The organism is Azospirillum sp. CT11-132 (assembly GCF_047302835.1).
Lineage (GTDB): Bacteria > Pseudomonadota > Alphaproteobacteria > Azospirillales > Azospirillaceae > Azospirillum.
Genome location: NZ_JBGLZA010000003.1, coordinates 898,912 through 918,487 on the forward strand (window position 1 = coordinate 898,912; position 19,576 = coordinate 918,487).

Sequence of the window (19,576 nt, forward strand, 5' to 3'; positions counted from 1 at the left end):
CGCTGTGGCGTGGCGCCTCAGAACGGGATTTCGTCGTCGAGATCCTCGTGACGGGGCGGAGCACCGCCGCCGCTGCGACCGCCGCCGTAGTTGCCGCCGCCACCACCATAGCCGCTGCCGCCACCGCTGCCGCCGCCACGCGATTCGTAGCCGCCGCCACCGCCGCCGAAGCTGCCGCCGCCGCCCTCTTCACGGGCACCGCCGGTGAAGTCGATCTCGGCTACGCGGACCGACAGGCCGGCGCCGCGGGTGCCGTCGCGCTTCTCATACTCGCGCAGGGTCACCTCGCCCGACACGACGACGCTCTTGCCCTTGGTCAGGTGCGGAGCGAGCGACTCGGCGCGGCGGCCCCAGATCGAGCAATCGACCCACTGGGTCGTCTTGCGCTCGCCGAAGCCGACGTCGTTGGCGACGCGGAAGCCCAGCACCTTCTCGCCGCTCTGGGTCGTGCGCAATTCGCCGTCCGCGCCCAGGCGTCCCGTAAACGTCCAAACATTCATCGCTCGTTGCTCCTAAGCGCGAGTGTCCCAGCATCCATGCCGACCCGTCAGGATGCCCGGCGGAGGCATCCAGATGCCGAGGGTTCCCATTCGCAGGGCCGGCTGTTCAATGGCGACCATCCCCCCGGTCCCGCGCAACGAAGCACGAGGGACCGACGCCGGTCAACCGCCGTCGGACATGCCCCGGCGATGCCCGGACCGACGCACTCGCCCAGCCGCTCCGCACCAGAACACTCCAAGAACAAATATAGCAGAGCAGTGGGCGCCGGAAAACCAATTCCTTCGCCAAAGCGCAGGATTCCTGCTGGCCCAAGCGGGACCACCGAAGTCGGCATTCAAGGAAAGCCGGGTTCAGCGAAGGCGGCGGGCGGCCAGATCCAGGGCGATCTTCAATTGGGCATGGGAAAACGGCTTGTGCACGACGCCGAGCGGATAGGTCTCGGTGATGCGGGCCATGGTGCCGTGGTCGCTGTTCCCCGACAGGAAGATGGACCGCAGGCCATGGTCCAGGTTCAGCCTCCGCGCCGTGGCGATGCCGTCCCCGCCGCCGAATCGCACATCGGTCAACGCCAGATCCGGCCGCTCACGTCCGGCCAGTGCCGCCGCCTCGACCTCCGTCCGCGCGACGCCGCAGACGGTGTGGCCCAGGTCCGCCACCAGGATGGACAATGCGTCGGAAACGGCGTCGTCATGTTCAAGCACCAGCACGCGAAGCGGCTGCCCGGGCGAACGGACGCGCTGGGACATATTCTGCTTGGCGATGGAGTCGATCCTGAGCATGTGACCGACCTCGGGCGTTCCCAGTGTTGCGGAATAAGCGGAGAATTTTGGTAAATTTTTCTTTACCGATAGGCCGTTTGTACTAGAACCAACCCGAATTTGCAAGCTCTATCGTTCAGATCCTGACCTTTTGCGCACCGATGTGCACGAGAGTCATCGACCCGAGTCGCGACCCGGCCAATAAGTCTCCAGCCATCGGAAAAGGGTCAACGCCCTGCCGGTCCGAGCCAGTCGATACCGCCCGGGGTGCGCTGCCCTCCGCCGCTTGCACGCACCGTCGCGGCGCGCGAAGGCGGCGGCGGCGGCGCCGGTTCACCAGCCAGCCAGGAGGCGTGTCGCTCTGACACAGGCGCCTCTGGCTTGGCCTCCTCTGCCACAGGGACCTCGGGCTTTGCTCGCGGTCGGGCGCCCGCCGGTGCAGTCAGGAAGGGCTCCGGGACCGGTGCGGGCGAAAGAGGCTCCGGCGGGCGCGGTGCGGCCAGCGCCTGCTGCCCCGCGCGAGCCGGCGGGCTGGTCGGACGCGGCGGCTGTGCATCGAGCGGAACCGGGGCCGGATCCACGTCCATCCCCCCGTCGTCGCTGTCCGATCGGTGGTCGGCATGATCGTCCCAAACCGTTGCAGCCGGCTGTCGCAGGCGCGGCGCATCGGCGGCGCCCAGCCAGGACGGGCGTTCGTCGTCCGCCAGCGGTCCGGTCTGGGTGTTGAGCTGCCGCGCCTGCTCGCGAATATCCAACAGGGTGGTGACCGCCAACTGCAGCAGCGGGGCCAAAACCATGGGGTCGGCCATTTCCTCCGCGCTCAGCGCGGCGAAGCGGTCGCGCACGATCTCGACCGCGTTTTCCACGCCGTCGCGCAGGGCGCCGGCCTCATACGCCAGCCGCTCCAAATCCTCGCGCAGGGCGGAGATTTCGCACGCCTGCCGCAACTCGTGGAAGCCGATACCCGCTCCCAGGAGGGGCGCGGATCGCCGGTCCCGTGATGAACCAAAATCGTGAGGCATCGTGGCCTTACCCCGGTTCCAATCCCAGCCCGATGAAGGCGCCCGGCCGGCATGATGCGGCAGTGCCCCCGTATGGCAACCCGCGCAACCGACGGCCGGTTCCAAAAGCCGACATGATGGCGCGAACTGCCGGAACGTCGGCGAAGTTGCACCAGTCACGGCCCGCCCCTGATCGGGCAACGATGTTTAGCGCCGTTGATGTCGTTTGGAAACCGTTTGCGCGTGATGGCCGCTTGTACTATTTTTTCGGCCCCAGGGGAATGGAATCCTTGCGATCCAACATCCAGGCGCTTCCCCGCCGCCATTTCATCTTGCCGGAATCCCATACGGTGTCGATCGACCGCTCGGAACTTGAACGGCTCCTTGCCGATCGCCCGGCAGGCAACCGCAGCGCCATGCAGGCGGTGCGCGAGAGCTACGCCGACATCGGGCTGATGCGTGAACGCGGCCTGTCCTGGGCCGAGATCTCCGATCTGCTGGCGAAGCTGGGCGTGACCGCCCGCGACAACCAGCCGATTTCGCCCGTCACCCTGCGCTCCGCCTTCTTCCTTGTCGGGAACGAGGGGCGCGGCGAGGCTGCCGACGACCATGCCGGCGCCTCCGTTATGCCGGCGGAGACGCTGGCTGCCGTCCACGAAGCCGCGCTGTCCGCCGGTTTGAACGACGCGGAGGAGGACGAAGCAGCCGACTCCGATGCGGAAGCTGTGGACGAGGCGCCGGTGTCGGCTTCCGAACCGGAACCTGTGGCGGAGGCTGCAGAGGAAGCGGTTCAGGACGCCGTCGCGGATACCGTGGCGGTGGATGAACCGGTAATGGAAGAGCCTGAGCTGGCTGGATCAGAGCCCGACGTCGCCGCATCTGCACCGCAGGCGGACGAGACCGAACCCGCCTCCCCCGCACCGGAGGACCTGCTCGCCCCGGCGATCCCGATTGCCGAGGATGGGCCGGCGGAGGAAGGCAGCGCCGACGACAGCGCGACGCAAGACGCCTCTTCCGACTCCAAGATCTCCAAGCCGGAACCACAGCCGGCCACCAACCAGACCCCCGCGGCGGCTGCGCGGGACACCGGTTCGCCGGCGTCTCCGCCTGTGCCTCCCACGACGACCCAAGACGAATCAACGAACGCATACTGGAAAGGCGATCGCATGCTGGGCACGATCTTCGTCCTCAATGACCGCGGCGGCGTCGGCAAGACGCTGCTGTCCCATCACCTGATGGCGACCGCCATGCTGGAAGGCCTGCAGCTGAAGGTCGTCGAGTACGAGGTGAACGAGCGTCTCGCCCGCCTGTTCGGCCCGGACGTGGTCGAACATCGCCGCATCACCCAGGACTTCATGAACATGATGGGGTCGGGCGACGGCTTCTACGAGTTCTGGGATCTGATCGGTCCGGAACTGCAGCGCGGCGGCCGTCTGTACGACTTCGGCGGCAACATCTCGCAGTGGTTCTTCAACTGGGCCGAGGTGTCGGGCTTCGACTATTACGTCGGCGACGGCGAACGGCTGACCTTCATGGTTCCGGTGACCGTCGACCTCGCCTCGCTCTCCACCGGCATGACGACGCTGGAGCGGGTGGCGACCATCGCCCCGAAGGCCAAGCGCGTCCTCGTCGAAAACGGCTTCTCCGGCCCCTTCTCGCAGCTTGAGGACAGCCAGTACGCCCGCCGCAAGGCCGAGATGGTGGAGCGCGAGGGCCTGCAGGTCATCTCCATGCAGCCTTGCACCGCTCCGGCCTGGGCGCGCCTGACCGGCCACCGGCTGGATCAGGTTGCGACGATGACCCGCGAGGATCTGGTGAAGCTGGGCATGACCCCGCCGGTCGCCTCCCGCTCGCTGATCATCATCCACGAATGGCTGCGCAACATGCGTCAGGCGCTGTCGCCCTACCTGCACGACGCCTTCCGCCAGACCCCGGCCACCGCCAAGGCGCGCTGAGGCTGGACCGACAGGTCAGCTTGTTCTTGTTTCCGGAAGCCCTTCTCCTACCCTGGGAGAAGGGCTTTTCCGTCTCTACGCCGCGCTGCGGGCGGCACTGGGGCTGTAGAGGTCTTCCTTGACCGGTGCCACCGACCGCACCTGATAGCCGGGACGTGCGCTGAACCGGCGGTTGGCGCGTTCGGCCGCCTCGCGGTCTGATTCCGCCCACACCAGATAATTGCGCCCGCGTGCCCATTCAACCGCCAGCGGGTGGGTGGCGTCGATCTCGCCGATCTGCTGGTTCACCACGGTCACCAGCCATTCCTTGTCGCCGGGATTGCGCCGGTCGGTCAGCACCAGGATCTGCGGGCGGCGCTTCTGCTGCGCTTCGGTCAGTCGCTGCTGGACCTCGACCTGCTTCTTGCGCAGTTCCACGATGTCCCGCGTCAGCTCCTCGATCTCGGCATGGAGGTTTTCCTCCTCGCGGTGCAGGCGGTGTATGGTGGCGTCCAGCTTGTCCAGCCTGTTGCGCACGCCGCGCACGCGCTGGCGCGCCTGCGACACCCGCTGTTCCACGGTCATCAGCACATTGCCGAGCCAGGCGCCGATCGCGACGATCGCCAGGACGATAATGAAGTTGATCATCATGTCGCGGCACCGGCCTTGGCGCGAGCGGTGGCGGGCGGCACCGGCACGCCCCCCTTGCCGCCGGTCCTCGCGTCCCCCCGCATGAAGGTCTTCTGGAACCCCAGCTTGAAGGGGAAGGCGACGTCGCACATCTGCTTCGCCTCGTCGAAACTGGAGGCCCAGACCTCCGCCACGTTGGCGCAGCGCCAGATCGGGTTCACGGGCCCGCGGTCGCCGGCGGCCCTTGCGGCGGCCGAAGCCTTCTCCTGAGTGACGGTGGCGACGAACTTCATCAGGCCGGCCTGCGGGTCACCGACCTCATGCACGAACATCGGCGGCTGCTCGGCCAACTCGCGGATCTGCTTTTCCGCCTTGCGGATGTCGCTTTCCAGCCGGTTGCGGTCGGAGGACTGGCTGTTGCGGCGCTGAACCAGCTGGTTGACCCGGTTCTGAAGCTCCTGCGATTCCGCATGCAGCACATAGACGCGGTTCTCGATCTGCTCCAGACCGCTGCTCTTTTCCATGATGTTCGGCAGGAAATCCTTCAGCATCATGGCGACCGGGACGGCGGCCAGCATGATGATGACGATGGCGATCAGGAACAGGGTCGTGTTCGACATCCGCCCGCCCGTTCTCCTACCAAAGCCCGGCCCAAGGCCGGATCATCCGACGCGGAAGCTGCACCGGCGCAGTGGAATGAGGATCACCGAACAATCCAGGTCCGTCAACGAATCGTCACGGCTTGGTTCGAAATTCGACCCAAATGAAACGATTTGCTGCGGTTCAGGACAGCGCCATCTCCGCCACCCGTTTCACCGCGTCGCGCACCGGGCCCGGCCGGCGTTCGTCGCCCAGCGTGGTGAACCAGTGTTCCGGCGGATTGCGGCCGGCGGCGCGGCTCCAGGTCAGGGCGCGCAACACCGCCTCCGCCTCCGCCGTCGGCTTGATCGCGGGGTCGATGCCGTTCATCACCGCCCAGATCCCTGCCCAGCAGCGCCCGACCGACCAGGGGTTATAGCCGCCGCCGCCCACCACCAGCACCCGCGGCGCCAGCGGCAGCAGGGCCGCCACCGCATCCCACAGCGCGCGGTTGGACAGCTCCAGCCGGCTCAGCGGGTCTTCGGCCAGCGCGTCGGCGCCGGTCTGGATCACCATCGCCTGCGGACGGAGGGCACGGGCCAGCGGCAGCACCGCCGCCTCCATCACATGCTCCATCTCGCTGTCGTTGAAGCCCGGCGGCACCGGCAGGTTGCGGGCCATGCCGCCGGCGCGATCCTCCGCCTTGCCGGTGTAGGGCCAGCGACCATCCTCGTGGATGGAGATCGTCAGAACCCGATCGTCGTCGACGAAGGCCTCCTCCACCCCATCGCCATGGTGGGCGTCCAGATCGACGTAGAGCACCCGCTCCAGCCCATGGTCCAGCAGTTCCAGGATTCCAAGCACCGGCGCGTTGAAATAGCAGAAGCCGCTTGCCCGATCGCGCCGCGCATGGTGGGTCCCTGCCGCCGGCGCATAAACCAGACCGGCCGGCCGGTCGCCCAGGATCCGGGCCGCCTGCAAGGCCGATCCACTGCTGTGGGCCGGCCGCCGGTACATCTCGGCGAAGATCGGATTCTCCAGCTTGCCGAGATTGTGGCGGGCGGCAGTGGCTTCATCCACCCGCTGTTCGGCTTCCGCCCGTTTCAGCGCCGCGATGTAATCGGCGGTGTGGAAGCGCGCCAGTTCCCGTTCGCTCGCCACATGGGTGTCGAGATAGACCTCGTCCGGCAGCCAGCCCATGGCGCGGCTGAGGTCGATGGCGGTCGAGACGCGCGGGATCGCCAGCGGATGTTTCGGCCCATAGGTCGAGCCGCGATAGATCTCGCCGCCGATGAACAGCGGGGTGCGAAAGGGCGTGGTCAGGGCTGGCACTCCATGATGCCCGCCAGAAACTAGGCGCGGCCACGCTCCGGTCAAGCGCCCGCTTCCACTGGACGGCATCCACCTACCGGCTTCCACGGGCCGGAACTCCGATCCGGCAATGCTTGCGGTCGCGGATCGTCCGCGCCTATAGTCGCCGCCTTCACTGGGGGGAGCCGATGGGCGGCTGAGAGGTCCTGTTGCGGGACGACCCCTGGAACCTGATCCGGTTCATGCCGGCGTAGGGATCAGTGATGCGGGACCGCACCCACTCCTTTTCCGCCAGAACGACATGCTTGCGATGACGCCGCTTTCGGTGACGATCTCGCGCGCCCGGCTGACCTATGGCGGCACGCTGCTGTTCTCCGACCTGACGCTGGAGCTGCCGGCCGGCCGGACCACCTGCCTGCTGGGACCGAGCGGCGTCGGCAAGACCACCCTGCTGCGCATTCTTGCCGGTCTCGCCGAACCGGAACCGCCAACGGAGGTCGTCACCGGCGACGGGCAGCCGCTGGCCGGCCGCATCGCCTACATGGCGCAGCAGGACCTTCTGCTGCCCTGGCTGACCGTCCTCGACAATGTCCTGCTCGGCGACCGGCTGCGCCATCGCCGGCCCGGCCCGGCGCGGGTGGAGCAGGCCCGCGCATTGCTGGACCGCGTCGGTCTGGCGGGGCGGGAACGCGACCGCCCCGCCGCCTTGTCCGGCGGGCAACGGCAGCGGGTGGCGCTGGCCCGCACGCTGATGGAAGACAAGCCGCTGGTCCTGATGGACGAGCCCTTCTCCGCGCTTGACGCCATCACCCGGCTGCGGCTGCAGGAGACGGCGGCGGAGACATTGGCCGGCCGCACCGTCCTGATGGTCACCCACGACCCGCTGGAGGCGCTGCGCATCGGCGACCGCCTGCATGTGATGACCGGCCGTCCCGCCGTGATGGGGCCGGCGCTGGAGCCGTCGGGCCCGGTGCCGCGCCGTGTCGACGATCCCGGCCTGCTGGCCCATCAGGCCGAGCTGCTGCGGAGGCTGGCGGAATGAAGGCGCTGCTGCGCGCCCTGGTCACCCTGCTGGTGCTGGTCGCCGGCTGGCAGGCGCTGGTCTGGGCCACCGGCCTGCCGCGTTACCTGCTGCCCAGCCCACTGGCGGTGGCCGACGCGATGCAGAGGCAGGCGCCCCTGTTGCTGACCCACGGCCTGACCACCCTGTCGGAGATCCTGATCGGGCTGGTGGCCGGCGTGGCGCTGGGCGGTGTCAGTGCCCTTCTGCTGGCGCGCTTCCGCACCGCGCGGCGCTGGCTGATGCCGCTGCTGCTGGTCAGTCAGGCGATTCCGGTCTTCGCCCTGGCGCCGCTGCTGGTCCTGTGGCTGGGCTACGGCATGGCCTCCAAAATCGCCATGGCGGTGCTGGTCATCTATTTCCCGGTGACGACCGCGCTGTTCGACGGGTTGCGGCGCACCGATCCCGGCTGGCTCGACCTTGCCCGCACCATGGGAGCCTCCCCCGCCGCCATCCTGTGGAGCATCCGCCTGCCGGCCGCCCTGCCCGCCTTCTGGTCCGGCGTGCGTGTCGCCGCCGCGGTGGCGCCGATCGGCGCGGTGATCGGCGAATGGGTGGGGTCGTCCTCCGGCCTCGGCTACCTGATGCTGCACGCCAACGCCCGCATGCAGATCGACCTTCTGTTCGCCGCCGTGCTGGTGCTGGGGCTGTTCGCGGTGACGCTGTACGCCGCCGTCGATGCGCTGGCCCGCCGCGCGCTGCCCTGGCAACCCGATACCCAACCTGCCGAAGACGCCAACCCTTAAGCCGCCAACCCTCGAAGGGGGAGAGACACCCGATGAAGCACCTGCCGATGAAACACCTAATTGGCGCCGGCCTGATGGCCGCCAGCCTGATGACCTCGCTTCCGGCCCTGGCCCAGGACAAGCTGTCCGTGATGCTGGACTGGTTCGTCAATCCCGACCATGCCCCGCTGGTGGTGGCGCAGGAGAAGGGCTTCTTCAAGGATGCCGGGCTGGACGTGACGCTGACCGCCCCGGCCGACCCCAACGATCCGCCGAAGCTGGTCGCCGCCGGCGGCACCGACATCGCCGTCTCCTACCAGCCGCAGCTGATCCTGCAGGTGGACGAGGGGCTGCCGCTGGTCCGCATCGGCACGCTGGTGTCGACGCCGCTGAACTCCGTCGTCGTGCTGCGCGACGGGCCGGTGAAGACGCTGAAGGACCTGAAGGGCCGCAAGGTCGGCTATTCCATCGCCGGCTTCGAGGACGCCCTGCTCGGCGCCATGCTGGAGAAGCAGGGACTGAGCCTGAAGGACGTCGAGCTGGTGAACGTCAACTTCTCGCTCTCGCCGTCGCTGCTGTCGGGACAGGTCGATGCGGTGATCGGCGCCTTCCGCAACTTCGAACTGAACCAGATGGAGATCGAGAAGCATCCCGGCCGTGCCTTCTACCCGGAGGAGGAGGGTGTCCCTCCCTATGACGAGCTGGTCCTGGTCGCCCACAAGGACAAGGCGAACGACCCGCGCTTCAAGCGCTTCCTGGCGGCGGTGGAACGGGCGACGCTCTACATTCTGAACCATCCGGAGGAGTCGCAGGCCGCCTTCGTCAAGGGCCGGCCGGAGCTGAACGACGAGCTGAACCGCCGCGCCTGGGCCGACACCCTGCCGCGCTTCTCCCACAGCCCGGCGGCGCTGGATGCCGAGCGCTACACCCGCTTCGCCGAGTTCCTGAAGGCGCGCGGCTTGATCAAGGCGGTGGCGCCGCTCGACCACTATGCCGTGGTGGTGAAGTAGCACCGTCCGCTTGCAGACATTGCCATTCGCCCCGGCGGAGCGTTATCTGACAGGAAAGCGTTCCGCCGGCCGACTGTCGAGCCGATGGCGGGCCAAAGCATAAGATTGGGAGACGCGAGGGCATGCCGATCAAGACCATCCTGCTGCACATGGCCAACGACGACGCCTACGCCAGCCGTCTGGCGGTGGCCGCTGCCCTGGCCAAGCGCTTCTCCGCCCATATCCAGGCTCTCTACATCGCCACCCCGGTGTCGATGCCGGCGGGCGCCACCGGCCGCGCCGCCTCCTATGGCTACATGGCGGAGGCCACCGCCATCGCCCACGAGAATGCCGAACGCATCGAGCGGGAGGTGCGTCAGGCGCTCGACGGCCTGTCCTTCGACTGGACGATCGAAGAGGGCGATCACGTCGAACTGCTGGCGGAGCGGGCGTCCTACGCCGATCTGGTCGTGGTGGCGCAGTCGGCCGCGGTGCGGGCCGGCGAACGGGTGTCGCTGCACCACATTCCCGACCGCCTGCCGCTGGAGACCCCCACCCCGGTGCTGGTTCTGCCGCCGAAGCAGCCCGCCGCGGCCCCGATCGGCCGCCATGTGCTGGTCGCCTGGAAGAACAGCCCGGAATCGGCCCGCGCCGTCCGCGCCGCTATGCCTTTCCTGGAAGCGGCGGATTCCGTCACCGTCCTGTCGGTCGAGCCGCCGGGCCAGCACAGCAACGATGCCGCCGATCTGGTTGACTGGCTGCACCGCCACGGCATCGCCGCCCGCCCGCAGTCGGTCATCGCGTCGGGTGGCGAGGTCGGCGACATGATCCTGTCCTGCTGCGGCGACCAGGGCGCCGACCTGCTGGTGATGGGCGCCTATGGCCATTCCCGTCTGCGCGAACTGGTGCTGGGTGGCGCGACCCGCACGGTGCTGGATGGGCTGACCCTGCCGGCACTGCTGACGCATTGAGGTGTTGCGGGGAGGATGGTTGCAGCGGATGCCCCCTCCCTATCCCTCCCCCTCTTCGAGGGAGAGGGGATTGAATGCTTGTCAGCCTAACGCTCTGCAAAGGATAGGCGGAGTTCCCTCTCCCGCAAAGCGGGGGAAGGTTAGGGAGGGGGCAATCAGCACCTCCCTACCCAATCAACTCACCCAAAAAGCTGCCCGTGCAGCGCCTGCCAGCTGTCGCGGTCGGGCGCCAGCAGGATGCTCCCTTTGAGCAGCCCTGGCCGATAGGGCGTGCCGTCGATCAGCGCCGAATAGCCGCCGGCCTCCGCATGCATCAGCACGCCGGCCGCATGATCCCACGGCATCAGCCGGTGATAGAGCGAGTAATGCGCCCGCCCCTCCAGCAGCCGCAGATATTCCTGCGCGGCGCTCGACAGGCAGGCGCGCTCGCCCAGCCCGGCGCTGCGCTCCTCCAACTGCCGCCCCATCTCCTCGGCACAGAACCGCGTGGACAGCGCGCCGACCATCTGCGGCAACGGCACGGCCGGCGCGACATGGACGCGGCTGCCGTTCAGCCGGGTGCCCTGCCCCTTTACCGCCGTCGCCATCCGGCCATCGACCGGATCGTGGATCCAGCCGGCGACCGTTTCGCCCTTCCATGCAAGCGCCACGATCACCGCGAACATCGGCCGGCCTTGGGCGAAATTGATGGTGCCGTCAACCGGATCGATGATCCACACCGGATCGTCGCCATGGATGCGGTCGAGCACACGCTCGTCCTCTGACGCGGCCTCTTCGCCGATGACGCGACTGCCCGGCACCAGGGTGGACAGCGCCGGGGTCAAGGCCCGCTCCGCCGCCTCGTCCGCCAGCGTGACGAGGTCGGTCGGGCCGGTCTTCTGCCGGATGCCTGATGCGTCCAGCTTTTGGAAATACGGCATGATCTCCGTCCGTGCGACGGAGCGGATCAGGTCGGAAACCTGATCGATGTCGGGAAGCGGGAAACCCGTCATGGTCGGAAGGTTCCTGATGGCTTGAGGTGATGGCGGTTCAGCGCCTCGCCGCCGGCGTTTTGCCGGGCACGCTGTCCAGTTTCAACGTGGGATCGCCGCCCTTCGGGTCGGTCAGCAGAACCCTGCCGTCCAGCCCGCTGTCCTTCAGCGCCTTCGACAGCGCATCGAAGGTGGCGCGGTCGGCGGCGGCGGCTGCGGCTTCCTTGGCGGGATCGGGCGGTGGGGGCGGCACCGGGCCGCCCTGTGCCGGCTCACGCGGCGCTTTGGGGTCGGGCGGTGGAGGTGGCGGTGGGGTGCCCGCGGTTTCCTTCTCCGGTTCCGGAGGGGGAGGAGGCGGCGGTTGCCACAGGCGGAAGCAGTCGGTGAAGGCCTGCTGCTTGCAATCCTTCAACAGCTCCGCAGCGTCCGGCGCAACGACCAGCGGTTCGTCGGGCGCCAACGGCAAGGGCTTCGGCGGCGGGGGAAGCGGATCCTCGGGTGGCACCGCCGGCTCCTCGACATAGCCGGGCGGCAGCGGCATTCCCGCAGGCAACGGCTCCGCCGTCAGCGGCTGGACCAGTGCCAGCAACAGCGGCAGTGCCGGGAATAGGCGGCCGGCGCCGATCAGGACGGTACGGGAAGGGGAACGGAGCACGACGGGACCGCGGCGATGGCGAACGGCCCATTATGGCCCGCTATCGCCCGCGCCGTCATCCCTCAAGCATGTGTCAAATCACCGTCAGGCCGCGGCGCGGTGGTCGTGATGAGGATCGTGGCGGGTTCCGCCCGTGAAACCGCCATAGCCCCAGGCAGCCAGCTCACGGCAGATTGCTTCGATCTTCGCGGCCTCTTCGGCATTCGGCTCCCGCTGGGCGGCGGATTCGATCAGTCGCATCAGGGTCGCACGGCCTTCGGGGGTGCGCGAAAGCTCCTGCAACCGCAGCAGCGCCGCACCCGGCGGCAGCTTCTCCTGACGGGCGACGATAGCAACCTGATCGGCGAGGAAAGCCGTGATCGAAAAGCACGACGGATCGGTTTGCAACCGCATTGGCAGTCCTCCTGATGGGGGAGCGCACCGCTCCGTTCCCATAATCGGGCGCCAACGGGGAAATAACCACGCCGCATTCGTCGTAAGACCGGAGTGGGGTGCAACAGGTCATAGACCCGGTGTCGCACCCCCTTCCTTCGGCCAGGAGTACAGGCTCACGCCGCTTAAGGTTGCGGCTGGACCTGCTCGGTCGGCTGTTCGGCCGGCTGGAACCGCTTCTCGAACCGGGCGAGATCGACGGGGTCGATGGAGACCTGCAGATGCGCATGCTCCTCGTCGTCGCGCCGTTCCAGAACCTCGCTCCTGGCATAGAGCCAGGCGAGCGCCGCCCCGTCGCCAAGGTCGACGGACAGGTCGACGACCTGCCGATTGACGTTCATCCGCTGGTCGAGCAGGCGATCAAGATCGTCGATCCCCTCGCCGGACAGGGCGGAGACCGCCACCGCGCGCGGATTGCGCCCGGTCTGGGCCAGGACCGCCGCGCGGCTTTCCTCGTCCAGAGCGTCGATCTTGTTCAGCACCTCGATCACTCGGTCGTCCGTCTCCGGGTCGATGCCCATGTCGGACAGCACCTCATGGACGTCGGCCTTCTGGGCCTCGCTGTCGATGTGGGCGATGTCGCGGACATGCAGGATGATGTCGGCGGCGTCCACCTCCTCCAGCGTGGCGCGGAAGGCGGCGACGAGGCCGTGCGGCAGGTCGGAGATGAAGCCGACCGTGTCCGACAGGATCACCTTCCGCCCCGACGGCAGCGTCACCTGCCGCATGGTGGGGTCGAGCGTGGCGAACAGCAGGTTCTGGGCGAAGACGTCGGCGTTCGCCAACCGGTTGAACAGCGTCGATTTGCCGGCGTTGGTGTAGCCGACCAGCGCCACGACCGGGTACGGCACCTTGGCGCGCGCCTTGCGGTGCAGGCCGCGGGTGCGCCGCACCTCCTCCAGCTCCTTCTTGATCTTGATGATCCGGTCACCGATCAGGCGGCGGTCAAGCTCAAGCTGCGACTCACCGGGGCCGCCGAGGAAGCCGAAGCCGCCGCGCTGGCGTTCAAGGTGGGTCCAGGACCGCACCAGCCGGGATTTCTGGTAGGTCAGGGACGCCAGCTCGACCTGCAGCATGCCTTCCCGCGTCCGGGCGCGGGCGCCGAAGATCTCCAGGATCAGGCCGGTGCGGTCGATGACCTTCGCCTTCAGCGCCCGTTCCAGGTTGCGCTGCTGGACCGGCGACAGGGCATGGTCGAGGATGACGAGCGTCGCCTCGGTCTCCTCCACCACCTGGGCCAGTTGCTCCACCGTGCCGGAGCCGAGCAGGGTCGAAGGCTGCGGCCGGTTCACCTTGGCGCATTCGGCATGGACGACGTCCAGCTGAATGGCCTGGGCAAGACCGACCGCCTCCTCGAGCCGGGATTCGGGAGGGCGCATGTCCCCGTCCGCCTCGATGCGGAGGACAGGGTGGACCACGATGGCCCGCGCGGCGCCTTCAGGGGCCGCGCCGTTACCATTGGTCAAGGGATCAGACGCTTTCACCTTCCTTGGGCGGCTCGAAAAGTTGAATAGGATGGGCCGGCATGACCGTCGAGATTGCGTGCTTGTAGACGAGCTGGGAATGCGCGTCGCGCCGCAGAAGTACCGAGAAGTTGTCGAACCAAGTAATAATGCCCTGGAGTTTCACGCCGTTCACGAGAAAGACGGTTACGGGAGTCTTGTTCTTACGGACGTGATTGAGAAACACGTCCTGCACGTTTTGGCTTTTTTCAGACATTTTTCATGCCCCCTTCTTCAATGTTCTTGGGACCCCTTCTTCAGGTGGTCCGCTCCCCGTTTCACGGTGCAGGTATGGTGCGCGCAGGTACCGTCTCGACAGCCGTTTGCAGGGATATGGTATCACCATTGCCGTCCACCAAGCCATACAGGACGCTGTGCAGCGCCGTACAGTCGGTGTGGCGATGGGCGGGCGGAAAACGGTCGAAGCCGCTCCCCTCGCCCAGCCCTATTAGCACCGGAACGAGTCCGGCGCCATGGGCGCATTCCATGTCGATGTCGGCATCGCCGAGAAACCAGACATCAGAACCCGGCGCGATCCCCGCCGGTTCCAGCGCCATCCGCACCGGGGCGATGTGCGGCTTGTCGAACTCGGCATCCTGGGCGCCGACCAGCTTGCCGAAATAGCGGCTCCAGCCCAGCGCATCGGCCTCCGCCCGCAGGAACTTGCCGTTCTTGTTGGAGACGACGGCCTGATAGACGCCGCGCTCGTGGAAATGGCGCAGCAGCGTCTCCGCACCCGGCAGCGGCTTCAGCCCATCCAGATGGTGGGCGGCGAAATAGCCGTAGAACAGGTCGCGCGCTTCGGTCCAGCGCTCGCCGAAGATGCGGGGGAAGCTGTCGCGCAATGACGCCTTGATCCGCTCGCGCGCCTCCTCTGCGCTCCAGGGGGCGAGGCCAAAGGAGACCAGCGCATGGTTCAGCGCCTCGCGCACCGTGTCCCAGTTGCTGACCAGGGTGTTGTCCCAGTCATAGATGACGGCGCGCGGCAGGGTGATGGGGGCGGACAATGGGATGGCTCCGGTCAAAGTCGGAAGGGGCGGGCCTGGATCAGCAGGAGTGCACCCGAATGGTCCCCGATGTGGCTGCATACTCATGGATCAGCCTGTCCCGGGTCATGAGAGGAACGCCGAGTTCGCGGGCGGTGGCGATCAGCATCCGGTCGGCCGGATCGTTATGGAGCGGCTCCGGCAAGCTCGATGCCCCCAGCGCCGCCTCGAGTGACAGAGGCAGGCAGCGCAGCCCGGCCGCGGCGAGAAAACGCTGAATCCAGGCTGATGGCTCCAAATCCAACCGAATTCGGCCCTTGCGCACCAACGTGCCGATTTCCCAGGCCGAGACGGTCGAGATCAGGATCCCGCCGGCCGACCGTTCCTGCTCTATGCGCTCGCGTGCATCGGCAGAAAGCTCGATCCCGGCGTCAAGCCATAGGATCGCATGGGTGTCGAGAAGGATCATTCGGCGGTCACCGGTGAAGAATTCCGCTTTCGGCGTCGAAGGCGTCGTCGTCGAAGGTCGGCTGGGTCAAGTCATAGCCGCCGACCACCTGGACGGAACCGGAATGGGCGCCAAACAACGGCGACAACGTCCGATCGGGCGGGTTCAATTCAGCCACCGGGCGTCCGTGTCGGGTCACCACGATCTTGGCGACGCGGTGATCCTCCAGATCGTCGAACAGCGACAGGCATTTCGCCTTGAACTCGGTCACGCTGACCGTCACCACTGGCAATCCCATGGCAACCTCCAAAATGGTCAATTCAATATGACCACTTTAGCGCTCCCATACAAGCCACCCGTCACTCGATGAACATCTTCCCCTTTTCGCTGCCATGGACGCCCAACGACTTCAGCTTGCGGTGAAGGGCGGAGCGCTCCATGCCGACGAAGGACGCGGTGCGGGAGATGTTGCCGCCGAAGCGGGTGACCTGGGCCAGCAGATATTCGCGCTCGAACACCTCGCGGGCTTCGCGCAGCGGCAGGCCCATGATCTCGCCGCCCTTGTCCCATTTCAGCACCGTCGGCGTGATGGCGCCGATTTCCGGCGGCAGGGTGTCGGCGCGGATCGGCTCCTTCGGGTCGCCCTGGGCCATGATCAGCAGCCAGTCCACCACGTTGCGCAGCTGGCGCACATTGCCCGGCCAGTCATAGGCCTGGAGCGCCGCCATCGCGTCCTCGCCGAACTCACGGACCGGCAGGCCCGACGCCTCGGCGGAGCGCTGCATGAAATGACGAGCCAGCACCGGGATGTCCTCCCGCCGCTCCGCCAGCGACGGCACGCGGATCGGCACCACCGACAGGCGGTAGAAGAGGTCCTGGCGGAAACGTCCCTGCTCGATCTCCGCCTGCAGGTCGCGGTTGGAGGTGGCGATGACGCGCACATCGACCTCGACCCGCTGGCCGCCGCCGACGCGCTCGAACACCTGCTCCTGCAGGGCGCGGACGATCTTGCCCTGGGTTTCCAGCGGCATGTCGGCAACTTCGTCCAGCAGCAGCGTACCGCCATGGGCCTGCTCGAAGGTGCCGATCTTGCGGCCGGGACCGTCGACGCCGGCCTCGGTGCCGAACAGCTCCATTTCCAGCCGCTCCGGCCGCATGGTGGCGCAGTTCAGCCCGACGAAGGGGCCGCTGGCACGGCGCGAGCGGGCATGGATCAGGCGCGCGACCACCTCCTTGCCGGCGCCGGGCGGGCCGGAGATCAGCACGCGGCTGCCGGTCGGCGCCACCTTGTCGATCGACTGGCGCACCTGATTGACCGCAGAGGAGCGGCCGATCAGTTCCACGTCGCCGCCGGCGCGCAGCTTCAGTTCCTGGTTCTCGCGCTTCAGCCGCGCCGCCTCGATGGCGCGGTCGACCATCAGCAGCAGCCGGTCGGCCTTGAACGGCTTCTCGATGAAGTCGTAGGCGCCGACCTTGATCGCCTGGACCGCGGTCTCGATGTTGCCGTGGCCGGAGATCATGATGACCGGCAGGTTGCCGTGGTCCCGCATCAGCTGCTCCAGGATCTGCAGGCCGTCCAGCCTGCTGCCCTGCAGCCAGATGTCGAGCACGACGAGGCTCGGCCGGCGCGCCGCCACCTGGGCGAAGGCCTGATCGGCGTCGGCGGCCTCGCGGGTCTTGATGCCTTCGTCATTCAGGATGCCGGCTATCAGCATCCGGATATCGGCTTCGTCGTCGACGATCAGAATGTCATGCGCCATGGGCTTCGTGCCTCATCTCTCCGCCGGTCTCCGCCGGCCTGTCGTCACGGCCGCCCGCGTCGTTCGCGACCGCAACCGGGTGTGGAATGACCAGGGTCACGCGCGCCCCGGCCCCGCCTTCGCGGTCCTCCAGGGTCAGCACGCCGCCATGGTCCTCCATGATCTTCTTGACGATGGCGAGCCCCAGCCCGGTGCCCTTGGCCCGCGTCGTCACATAGGGTTCAGTCAGCCGGTCGCGCTGTTCGCCGCCGGGCAGACCCTTTCCGTTGTCCTCGACGGTGACGACGACCTTCTCGCCATCGTCCTCAACCGCGATCGCCACCTCGCCGGGCGGCAGGTCCGACCCGTCGGCGGGTGGGGTGCGCCCCTCGATGGCGTCCGCCGCGTTCTGCAGCAGGTTGGTCAGCGCCTGGGAGATCTGCCGGCTGTCGCACGCCACCGTCAGCGGCCCGGACGGCAGCCGGGTGTCGAAGCGGATTTTGCCGGTATGGGCGCTCGACTGCAGGAACACCGCCTGCCGCACCAGATCGTTGATGTTGACCGGCTTCATCACCGGCTGCGGCATCCGCGCGAAGGCGGAGAACTCGTCCACCATGCGGCGGATGTCGTCGACCTGCCGGACGATGGTGTCGGTGCACATGGTGAAGACCTCCGTATCGCTGGAGATCTCCTTCAGGTATTTGCGGCGCAGCCGTTCGGCCGACAGCTGGATCGGCGTCAGCGGATTCTTGATCTCGTGCGCGATGCGGCGCGCCACGTCGGCCCAGGCCGCCTTGCGCTGCGCCGAAACCAACTCGGTGATGTCGTCGAAGGTGACGACATAGCCGCGCACTTCGCCGGCGCGCACCTCGGCCGCGATGCGGACCAGCAGGGTCAGCGTCGGCTTGCCCGGACGGCGGATCTGGATCTGGTCCTGCACGACGCGGCCGGGCTTCTTCGGCGCATTCTCCAGCAGGTCGCCGATGTCCGGCAGCAGTTCGATCAGCGACATGCCGACCAGACGTTCCGGATCCTCCTCGCCCAGCAGGCGGGCAGCGGACAGGTTCGGCAGGTTGATGACGCCGTCGGCGTCGACGCCCAGCACGCCGGCCGACACGCCGGACAGCACCGTTTCGGTGAAGCGCCGCCGCTCGTCCAGCAGCCGGTTGGTCGACAGCAACTCCCGCCGCTGCCCCTCGATCTCGGTGGTCATGCGATTGAAGGCGCGCGACAGCAGCACGAACTCGTCCTCGCCCGGCGGCTCGGAGACGCGGACGGTCAGGTCGCCGGCGCGCACCCGCTCGGCGGCGCCGATCAGCGCGCTGATCGGGCGGACCAGCCGGGTGGCGAAGTTCAGCCCGGCCCACACCGCCGCCAGCAGCAGCAGCATCGCCACCACCAGGAAGATCAGGGTGAAGGTGATCTGCAGGCTGCCGCGCTGGTTCTCCAGCGCCGTGTATTCCTTCACCGCCCCCTCGGCCGAGGCCATGTGCTGGAGCACCCGCGGCTCCACCATGCGGCCGACATAGAGGAAGGTGTCGGATACGCGGTCCAGGCTGACCAGGGCGCGGACGCGGTCGTCGGATTCCTTGACGATCAGCGCGACCTCGCCATTGCGGGCCTGCTGGATCTTGTCCTCCGGGATCGGTTCGAATTCGAGGGTGAAGGTATATCCGGCCCGCGCGACGATGGCGCCGGTGGTGCCGTTGAAGACGATGGCTTCCGACAGGGCGCGCAGCATCGCCTGGGTGGCGACGACCTGCTCGAACCGCTCGGGATCGCTGGAAAGCCGCGCCTCCTGCGACAGGTCGTTGGCCATCGCCAGGGCATCGGCGCGGATGTTCTGCTGGTGCTCGTGCAGATAGGCGCTGGCGACCACCAGGGATTCGTTGACCGCCGTGCGCACGCGGTCGCTGAACCAGCTCTGCACCCCGACATAGAAGAACAGGGTGGAGAAGACCGTCATGATGATGGCCGGCGCCACCGCCAGCACGCTGAACACCAGAACCAGCCGGGTGTGCAGCCGCGATCCCGCCAGCCCGCGCCGCCGCCCGATCAGGATGGCGACGATCCGCCGCGCGATCAGCACGCCCAGCGTCAGCAGGATGGCAAGGTCGAGGGTCAGCAGAAGCGTGACGGTGCGCGGGTTGGCCTGCCCGAACGGCGCGCTTTCCGTCATCGCCGCATAGGTGGCGAAGCCGGCGGCCAGGGCTGCCAGCGACAGGGCAAAAGCCATCCGCTTGCCCAGGCCTACCCGCCGGGACCAGTGGAGAATCTTCTGCCAGACCGGCCTTTGGCCGGCTGCTGCGGTGTCGGAATTGGGTGGCATCGTCCGGCGCTAATCTGTTGCCGGAAAGATACACCTCTGTTGCGGCCCTGCCAAG

Annotated in this window: 21 protein-coding genes and 1 riboswitch; of the genes, 5 read left to right on the plus strand and 16 right to left on the minus strand. The window is 67.6% G+C overall.

Annotated elements, in window-relative coordinates:
* Positions 1-17: 17 nt before the first annotated feature.
* From ACCD06_RS09990 to ACCD06_RS10000, 3 genes are all read right to left on the minus strand, one after another.
* Positions 18-500, minus strand: coding sequence for a single-stranded DNA-binding protein (locus ACCD06_RS09990; RefSeq protein ID WP_413340393.1), 483 nt, complete (start codon positions 498-500; stop codon positions 18-20).
* 351 nt (positions 501-851) lie between these two features.
* Positions 852-1,280 (minus strand): response regulator, encoded by a 429-nt coding sequence (locus tag ACCD06_RS09995; RefSeq protein WP_413340395.1) that lies wholly within the window; start codon positions 1,278-1,280, stop codon positions 852-854.
* A 206-nt stretch (positions 1,281-1,486) separates the two neighbouring features.
* Entirely contained in the window at positions 1,487-2,281 is a 795-nt protein-coding gene (locus tag ACCD06_RS10000; protein ID WP_413340397.1) for a hypothetical protein, read from the minus strand.
* A 269-nt stretch (positions 2,282-2,550) separates the two neighbouring features.
* Between ACCD06_RS10000 and ACCD06_RS10005 the strand changes: the two genes are divergently transcribed.
* Positions 2,551-4,215, plus strand: a complete 1,665-nt coding sequence (locus ACCD06_RS10005) for a hypothetical protein (RefSeq protein ID WP_413340399.1) — start codon at positions 2,551-2,553, stop codon at positions 4,213-4,215.
* A gap of 75 nt (positions 4,216-4,290) precedes the next feature.
* Here the strand turns inward: ACCD06_RS10005 and ACCD06_RS10010 are convergent, their stop codons facing one another.
* The 3 genes from ACCD06_RS10010 to ACCD06_RS10020 all read right to left on the minus strand — a co-directional run bounded on the left by ACCD06_RS10010 (position 4,291) and on the right by ACCD06_RS10020 (position 6,735).
* Positions 4,291-4,845 (minus strand): hypothetical protein, encoded by a 555-nt coding sequence (locus tag ACCD06_RS10010; RefSeq protein WP_109154633.1) that lies wholly within the window; start codon positions 4,843-4,845, stop codon positions 4,291-4,293.
* Positions 4,842-5,444, minus strand: a complete 603-nt coding sequence (locus tag ACCD06_RS10015) for a hypothetical protein (protein ID WP_109075651.1) — start codon at positions 5,442-5,444, stop codon at positions 4,842-4,844. The genes ACCD06_RS10010 and ACCD06_RS10015 overlap by 4 nt, the downstream gene beginning before the upstream one ends.
* 163 nt (positions 5,445-5,607) lie before the next feature.
* Positions 5,608-6,735: an acetoin utilization protein AcuC gene (locus ACCD06_RS10020; protein ID WP_413340401.1), complete on the minus strand. Its 1,128-nt coding sequence runs from the start codon at positions 6,733-6,735 to the stop codon at positions 5,608-5,610.
* A 147-nt stretch (positions 6,736-6,882) separates the two neighbouring features.
* A riboswitch (TPP riboswitch) is annotated at positions 6,883-6,989 on the plus strand.
* Between the two features lie 35 nt (positions 6,990-7,024).
* On the opposite strand from ACCD06_RS10020, the gene ACCD06_RS10025 reads away from it, so the two are divergent.
* The 4 genes from ACCD06_RS10025 (at position 7,025) to ACCD06_RS10040 (ending at position 10,459) form a co-directional block, all read left to right on the plus strand.
* A complete protein-coding gene (locus ACCD06_RS10025; RefSeq protein ID WP_413340403.1) occupies positions 7,025-7,756 on the plus strand; it encodes an ABC transporter ATP-binding protein in 732 nt (243 codons plus the stop codon).
* Positions 7,753-8,520, plus strand: coding sequence for an ABC transporter permease (locus ACCD06_RS10030; RefSeq protein ID WP_109154637.1), 768 nt, complete (start codon positions 7,753-7,755; stop codon positions 8,518-8,520). Before ACCD06_RS10025 ends, ACCD06_RS10030 begins: the two co-directional genes overlap by 4 nt.
* 47 nt (positions 8,521-8,567) lie before the next feature.
* Positions 8,568-9,509 carry an ABC transporter substrate-binding protein gene (locus ACCD06_RS10035; protein WP_413340405.1) on the plus strand — a complete coding sequence of 314 codons (942 nt, stop codon included), beginning with the start codon at positions 8,568-8,570 and terminating at the stop codon, positions 9,507-9,509.
* A 122-nt stretch (positions 9,510-9,631) separates the two neighbouring features.
* Positions 9,632-10,459: a universal stress protein gene (locus tag ACCD06_RS10040; RefSeq protein WP_109075647.1), complete on the plus strand. Its 828-nt coding sequence runs from the start codon at positions 9,632-9,634 to the stop codon at positions 10,457-10,459.
* Positions 10,460-10,638: 179 nt separating this feature from the next.
* Here ACCD06_RS10040 and ACCD06_RS10045 read toward each other — a convergent pair whose 3' ends face one another.
* The 10 genes from ACCD06_RS10045 to ACCD06_RS10090 all read right to left on the minus strand — a co-directional run bounded on the left by ACCD06_RS10045 (position 10,639) and on the right by ACCD06_RS10090 (position 19,521).
* Positions 10,639-11,451 (minus strand): inositol monophosphatase family protein, encoded by an 813-nt coding sequence (locus tag ACCD06_RS10045; RefSeq protein WP_413340408.1) that lies wholly within the window; start codon positions 11,449-11,451, stop codon positions 10,639-10,641.
* 37 nt (positions 11,452-11,488) lie between these two features.
* On the minus strand, positions 11,489-12,085 hold the full coding sequence (locus tag ACCD06_RS10050; RefSeq protein WP_413340410.1) for a hypothetical protein: 597 nt from the start codon (positions 12,083-12,085) through the stop codon (positions 11,489-11,491).
* A gap of 84 nt (positions 12,086-12,169) precedes the next feature.
* On the minus strand, positions 12,170-12,478 hold the full coding sequence (locus ACCD06_RS10055) for a hypothetical protein (RefSeq protein ID WP_109075644.1): 309 nt from the start codon (positions 12,476-12,478) through the stop codon (positions 12,170-12,172).
* Positions 12,479-12,642: 164 nt separating this feature from the next.
* Complete coding sequence (hflX, locus tag ACCD06_RS10060; protein ID WP_413340412.1) at positions 12,643-13,896, minus strand: GTPase HflX; 1,254 nt, start codon at positions 13,894-13,896, stop codon at positions 12,643-12,645.
* A 91-nt stretch (positions 13,897-13,987) separates the two neighbouring features.
* Positions 13,988-14,236: an RNA chaperone Hfq gene (hfq, locus tag ACCD06_RS10065; protein WP_012974114.1), complete on the minus strand. Its 249-nt coding sequence runs from the start codon at positions 14,234-14,236 to the stop codon at positions 13,988-13,990.
* Positions 14,237-14,297: 61 nt separating this feature from the next.
* On the minus strand, positions 14,298-15,026 hold the full coding sequence (locus tag ACCD06_RS10070) for an HAD family hydrolase (RefSeq protein ID WP_136705644.1): 729 nt from the start codon (positions 15,024-15,026) through the stop codon (positions 14,298-14,300).
* Positions 15,027-15,066: 40 nt separating this feature from the next.
* Entirely contained in the window at positions 15,067-15,474 is a 408-nt protein-coding gene (locus tag ACCD06_RS10075) for a type II toxin-antitoxin system VapC family toxin (RefSeq protein ID WP_413340415.1), read from the minus strand.
* A gap of 7 nt (positions 15,475-15,481) precedes the next feature.
* Positions 15,482-15,751, minus strand: a complete 270-nt coding sequence (locus ACCD06_RS10080) for a type II toxin-antitoxin system Phd/YefM family antitoxin (RefSeq protein ID WP_413340417.1) — start codon at positions 15,749-15,751, stop codon at positions 15,482-15,484.
* Between the two features lie 61 nt (positions 15,752-15,812).
* A complete protein-coding gene (locus tag ACCD06_RS10085; RefSeq protein ID WP_109151025.1) occupies positions 15,813-17,213 on the minus strand; it encodes a sigma-54-dependent transcriptional regulator in 1,401 nt (466 codons plus the stop codon).
* Positions 17,203-19,521, minus strand: coding sequence for a sensor histidine kinase NtrY-like (locus tag ACCD06_RS10090; protein ID WP_109075443.1), 2,319 nt, complete (start codon positions 19,519-19,521; stop codon positions 17,203-17,205). The genes ACCD06_RS10085 and ACCD06_RS10090 overlap by 11 nt, the downstream gene beginning before the upstream one ends.
* Between the last annotated feature and the right edge of the window lie 55 nt (positions 19,522-19,576).

What these genes read in the sequence shown, in the direction of transcription:
- ACCD06_RS10085 (WP_109151025.1), bottom strand. Translation starts at nt 17,213, where the DNA reads ATGGCGCATGACATTCTGATCGTCGACGACGAAGCCGATATCCGGATG.
- ACCD06_RS10075 (WP_413340415.1), bottom strand. Translation starts at nt 15,474, where the DNA reads ATGATCCTTCTCGACACCCATGCGATCCTATGGCTTGACGCCGGGATC.
- ACCD06_RS09995 (WP_413340395.1), bottom strand. Translation starts at nt 1,280, where the DNA reads ATGCTCAGGATCGACTCCATCGCCAAGCAGAATATGTCCCAGCGCGTC.
- hfq (WP_012974114.1), bottom strand. Translation starts at nt 14,236, where the DNA reads ATGTCTGAAAAAAGCCAAAACGTGCAGGACGTGTTTCTCAATCACGTC.
- ACCD06_RS10000 (WP_413340397.1), bottom strand. Translation starts at nt 2,281, where the DNA reads ATGCCTCACGATTTTGGTTCATCACGGGACCGGCGATCCGCGCCCCTC.
- ACCD06_RS09990 (WP_413340393.1), bottom strand. Translation starts at nt 500, where the DNA reads ATGAATGTTTGGACGTTTACGGGACGCCTGGGCGCGGACGGCGAATTG.
- ACCD06_RS10090 (WP_109075443.1), bottom strand. Translation starts at nt 19,521, where the DNA reads ATGCCACCCAATTCCGACACCGCAGCAGCCGGCCAAAGGCCGGTCTGG.
- hflX (WP_413340412.1), bottom strand. Translation starts at nt 13,896, where the DNA reads ATGCGCCCTCCCGAATCCCGGCTCGAGGAGGCGGTCGGTCTTGCCCAG.
- ACCD06_RS10080 (WP_413340417.1), bottom strand. Translation starts at nt 15,751, where the DNA reads ATGGGATTGCCAGTGGTGACGGTCAGCGTGACCGAGTTCAAGGCGAAA.
- ACCD06_RS10055 (WP_109075644.1), bottom strand. Translation starts at nt 12,478, where the DNA reads ATGCGGTTGCAAACCGATCCGTCGTGCTTTTCGATCACGGCTTTCCTC.
- ACCD06_RS10045 (WP_413340408.1), bottom strand. Translation starts at nt 11,451, where the DNA reads ATGACGGGTTTCCCGCTTCCCGACATCGATCAGGTTTCCGACCTGATC.
- ACCD06_RS10015 (WP_109075651.1), bottom strand. Translation starts at nt 5,444, where the DNA reads ATGTCGAACACGACCCTGTTCCTGATCGCCATCGTCATCATCATGCTG.
- ACCD06_RS10030 (WP_109154637.1), top strand. Translation starts at nt 7,753, where the DNA reads ATGAAGGCGCTGCTGCGCGCCCTGGTCACCCTGCTGGTGCTGGTCGCC.
- ACCD06_RS10035 (WP_413340405.1), top strand. Translation starts at nt 8,568, where the DNA reads ATGAAACACCTAATTGGCGCCGGCCTGATGGCCGCCAGCCTGATGACC.
- ACCD06_RS10010 (WP_109154633.1), bottom strand. Translation starts at nt 4,845, where the DNA reads ATGATGATCAACTTCATTATCGTCCTGGCGATCGTCGCGATCGGCGCC.
- ACCD06_RS10025 (WP_413340403.1), top strand. Translation starts at nt 7,025, where the DNA reads ATGACGCCGCTTTCGGTGACGATCTCGCGCGCCCGGCTGACCTATGGC.
- ACCD06_RS10040 (WP_109075647.1), top strand. Translation starts at nt 9,632, where the DNA reads ATGCCGATCAAGACCATCCTGCTGCACATGGCCAACGACGACGCCTAC.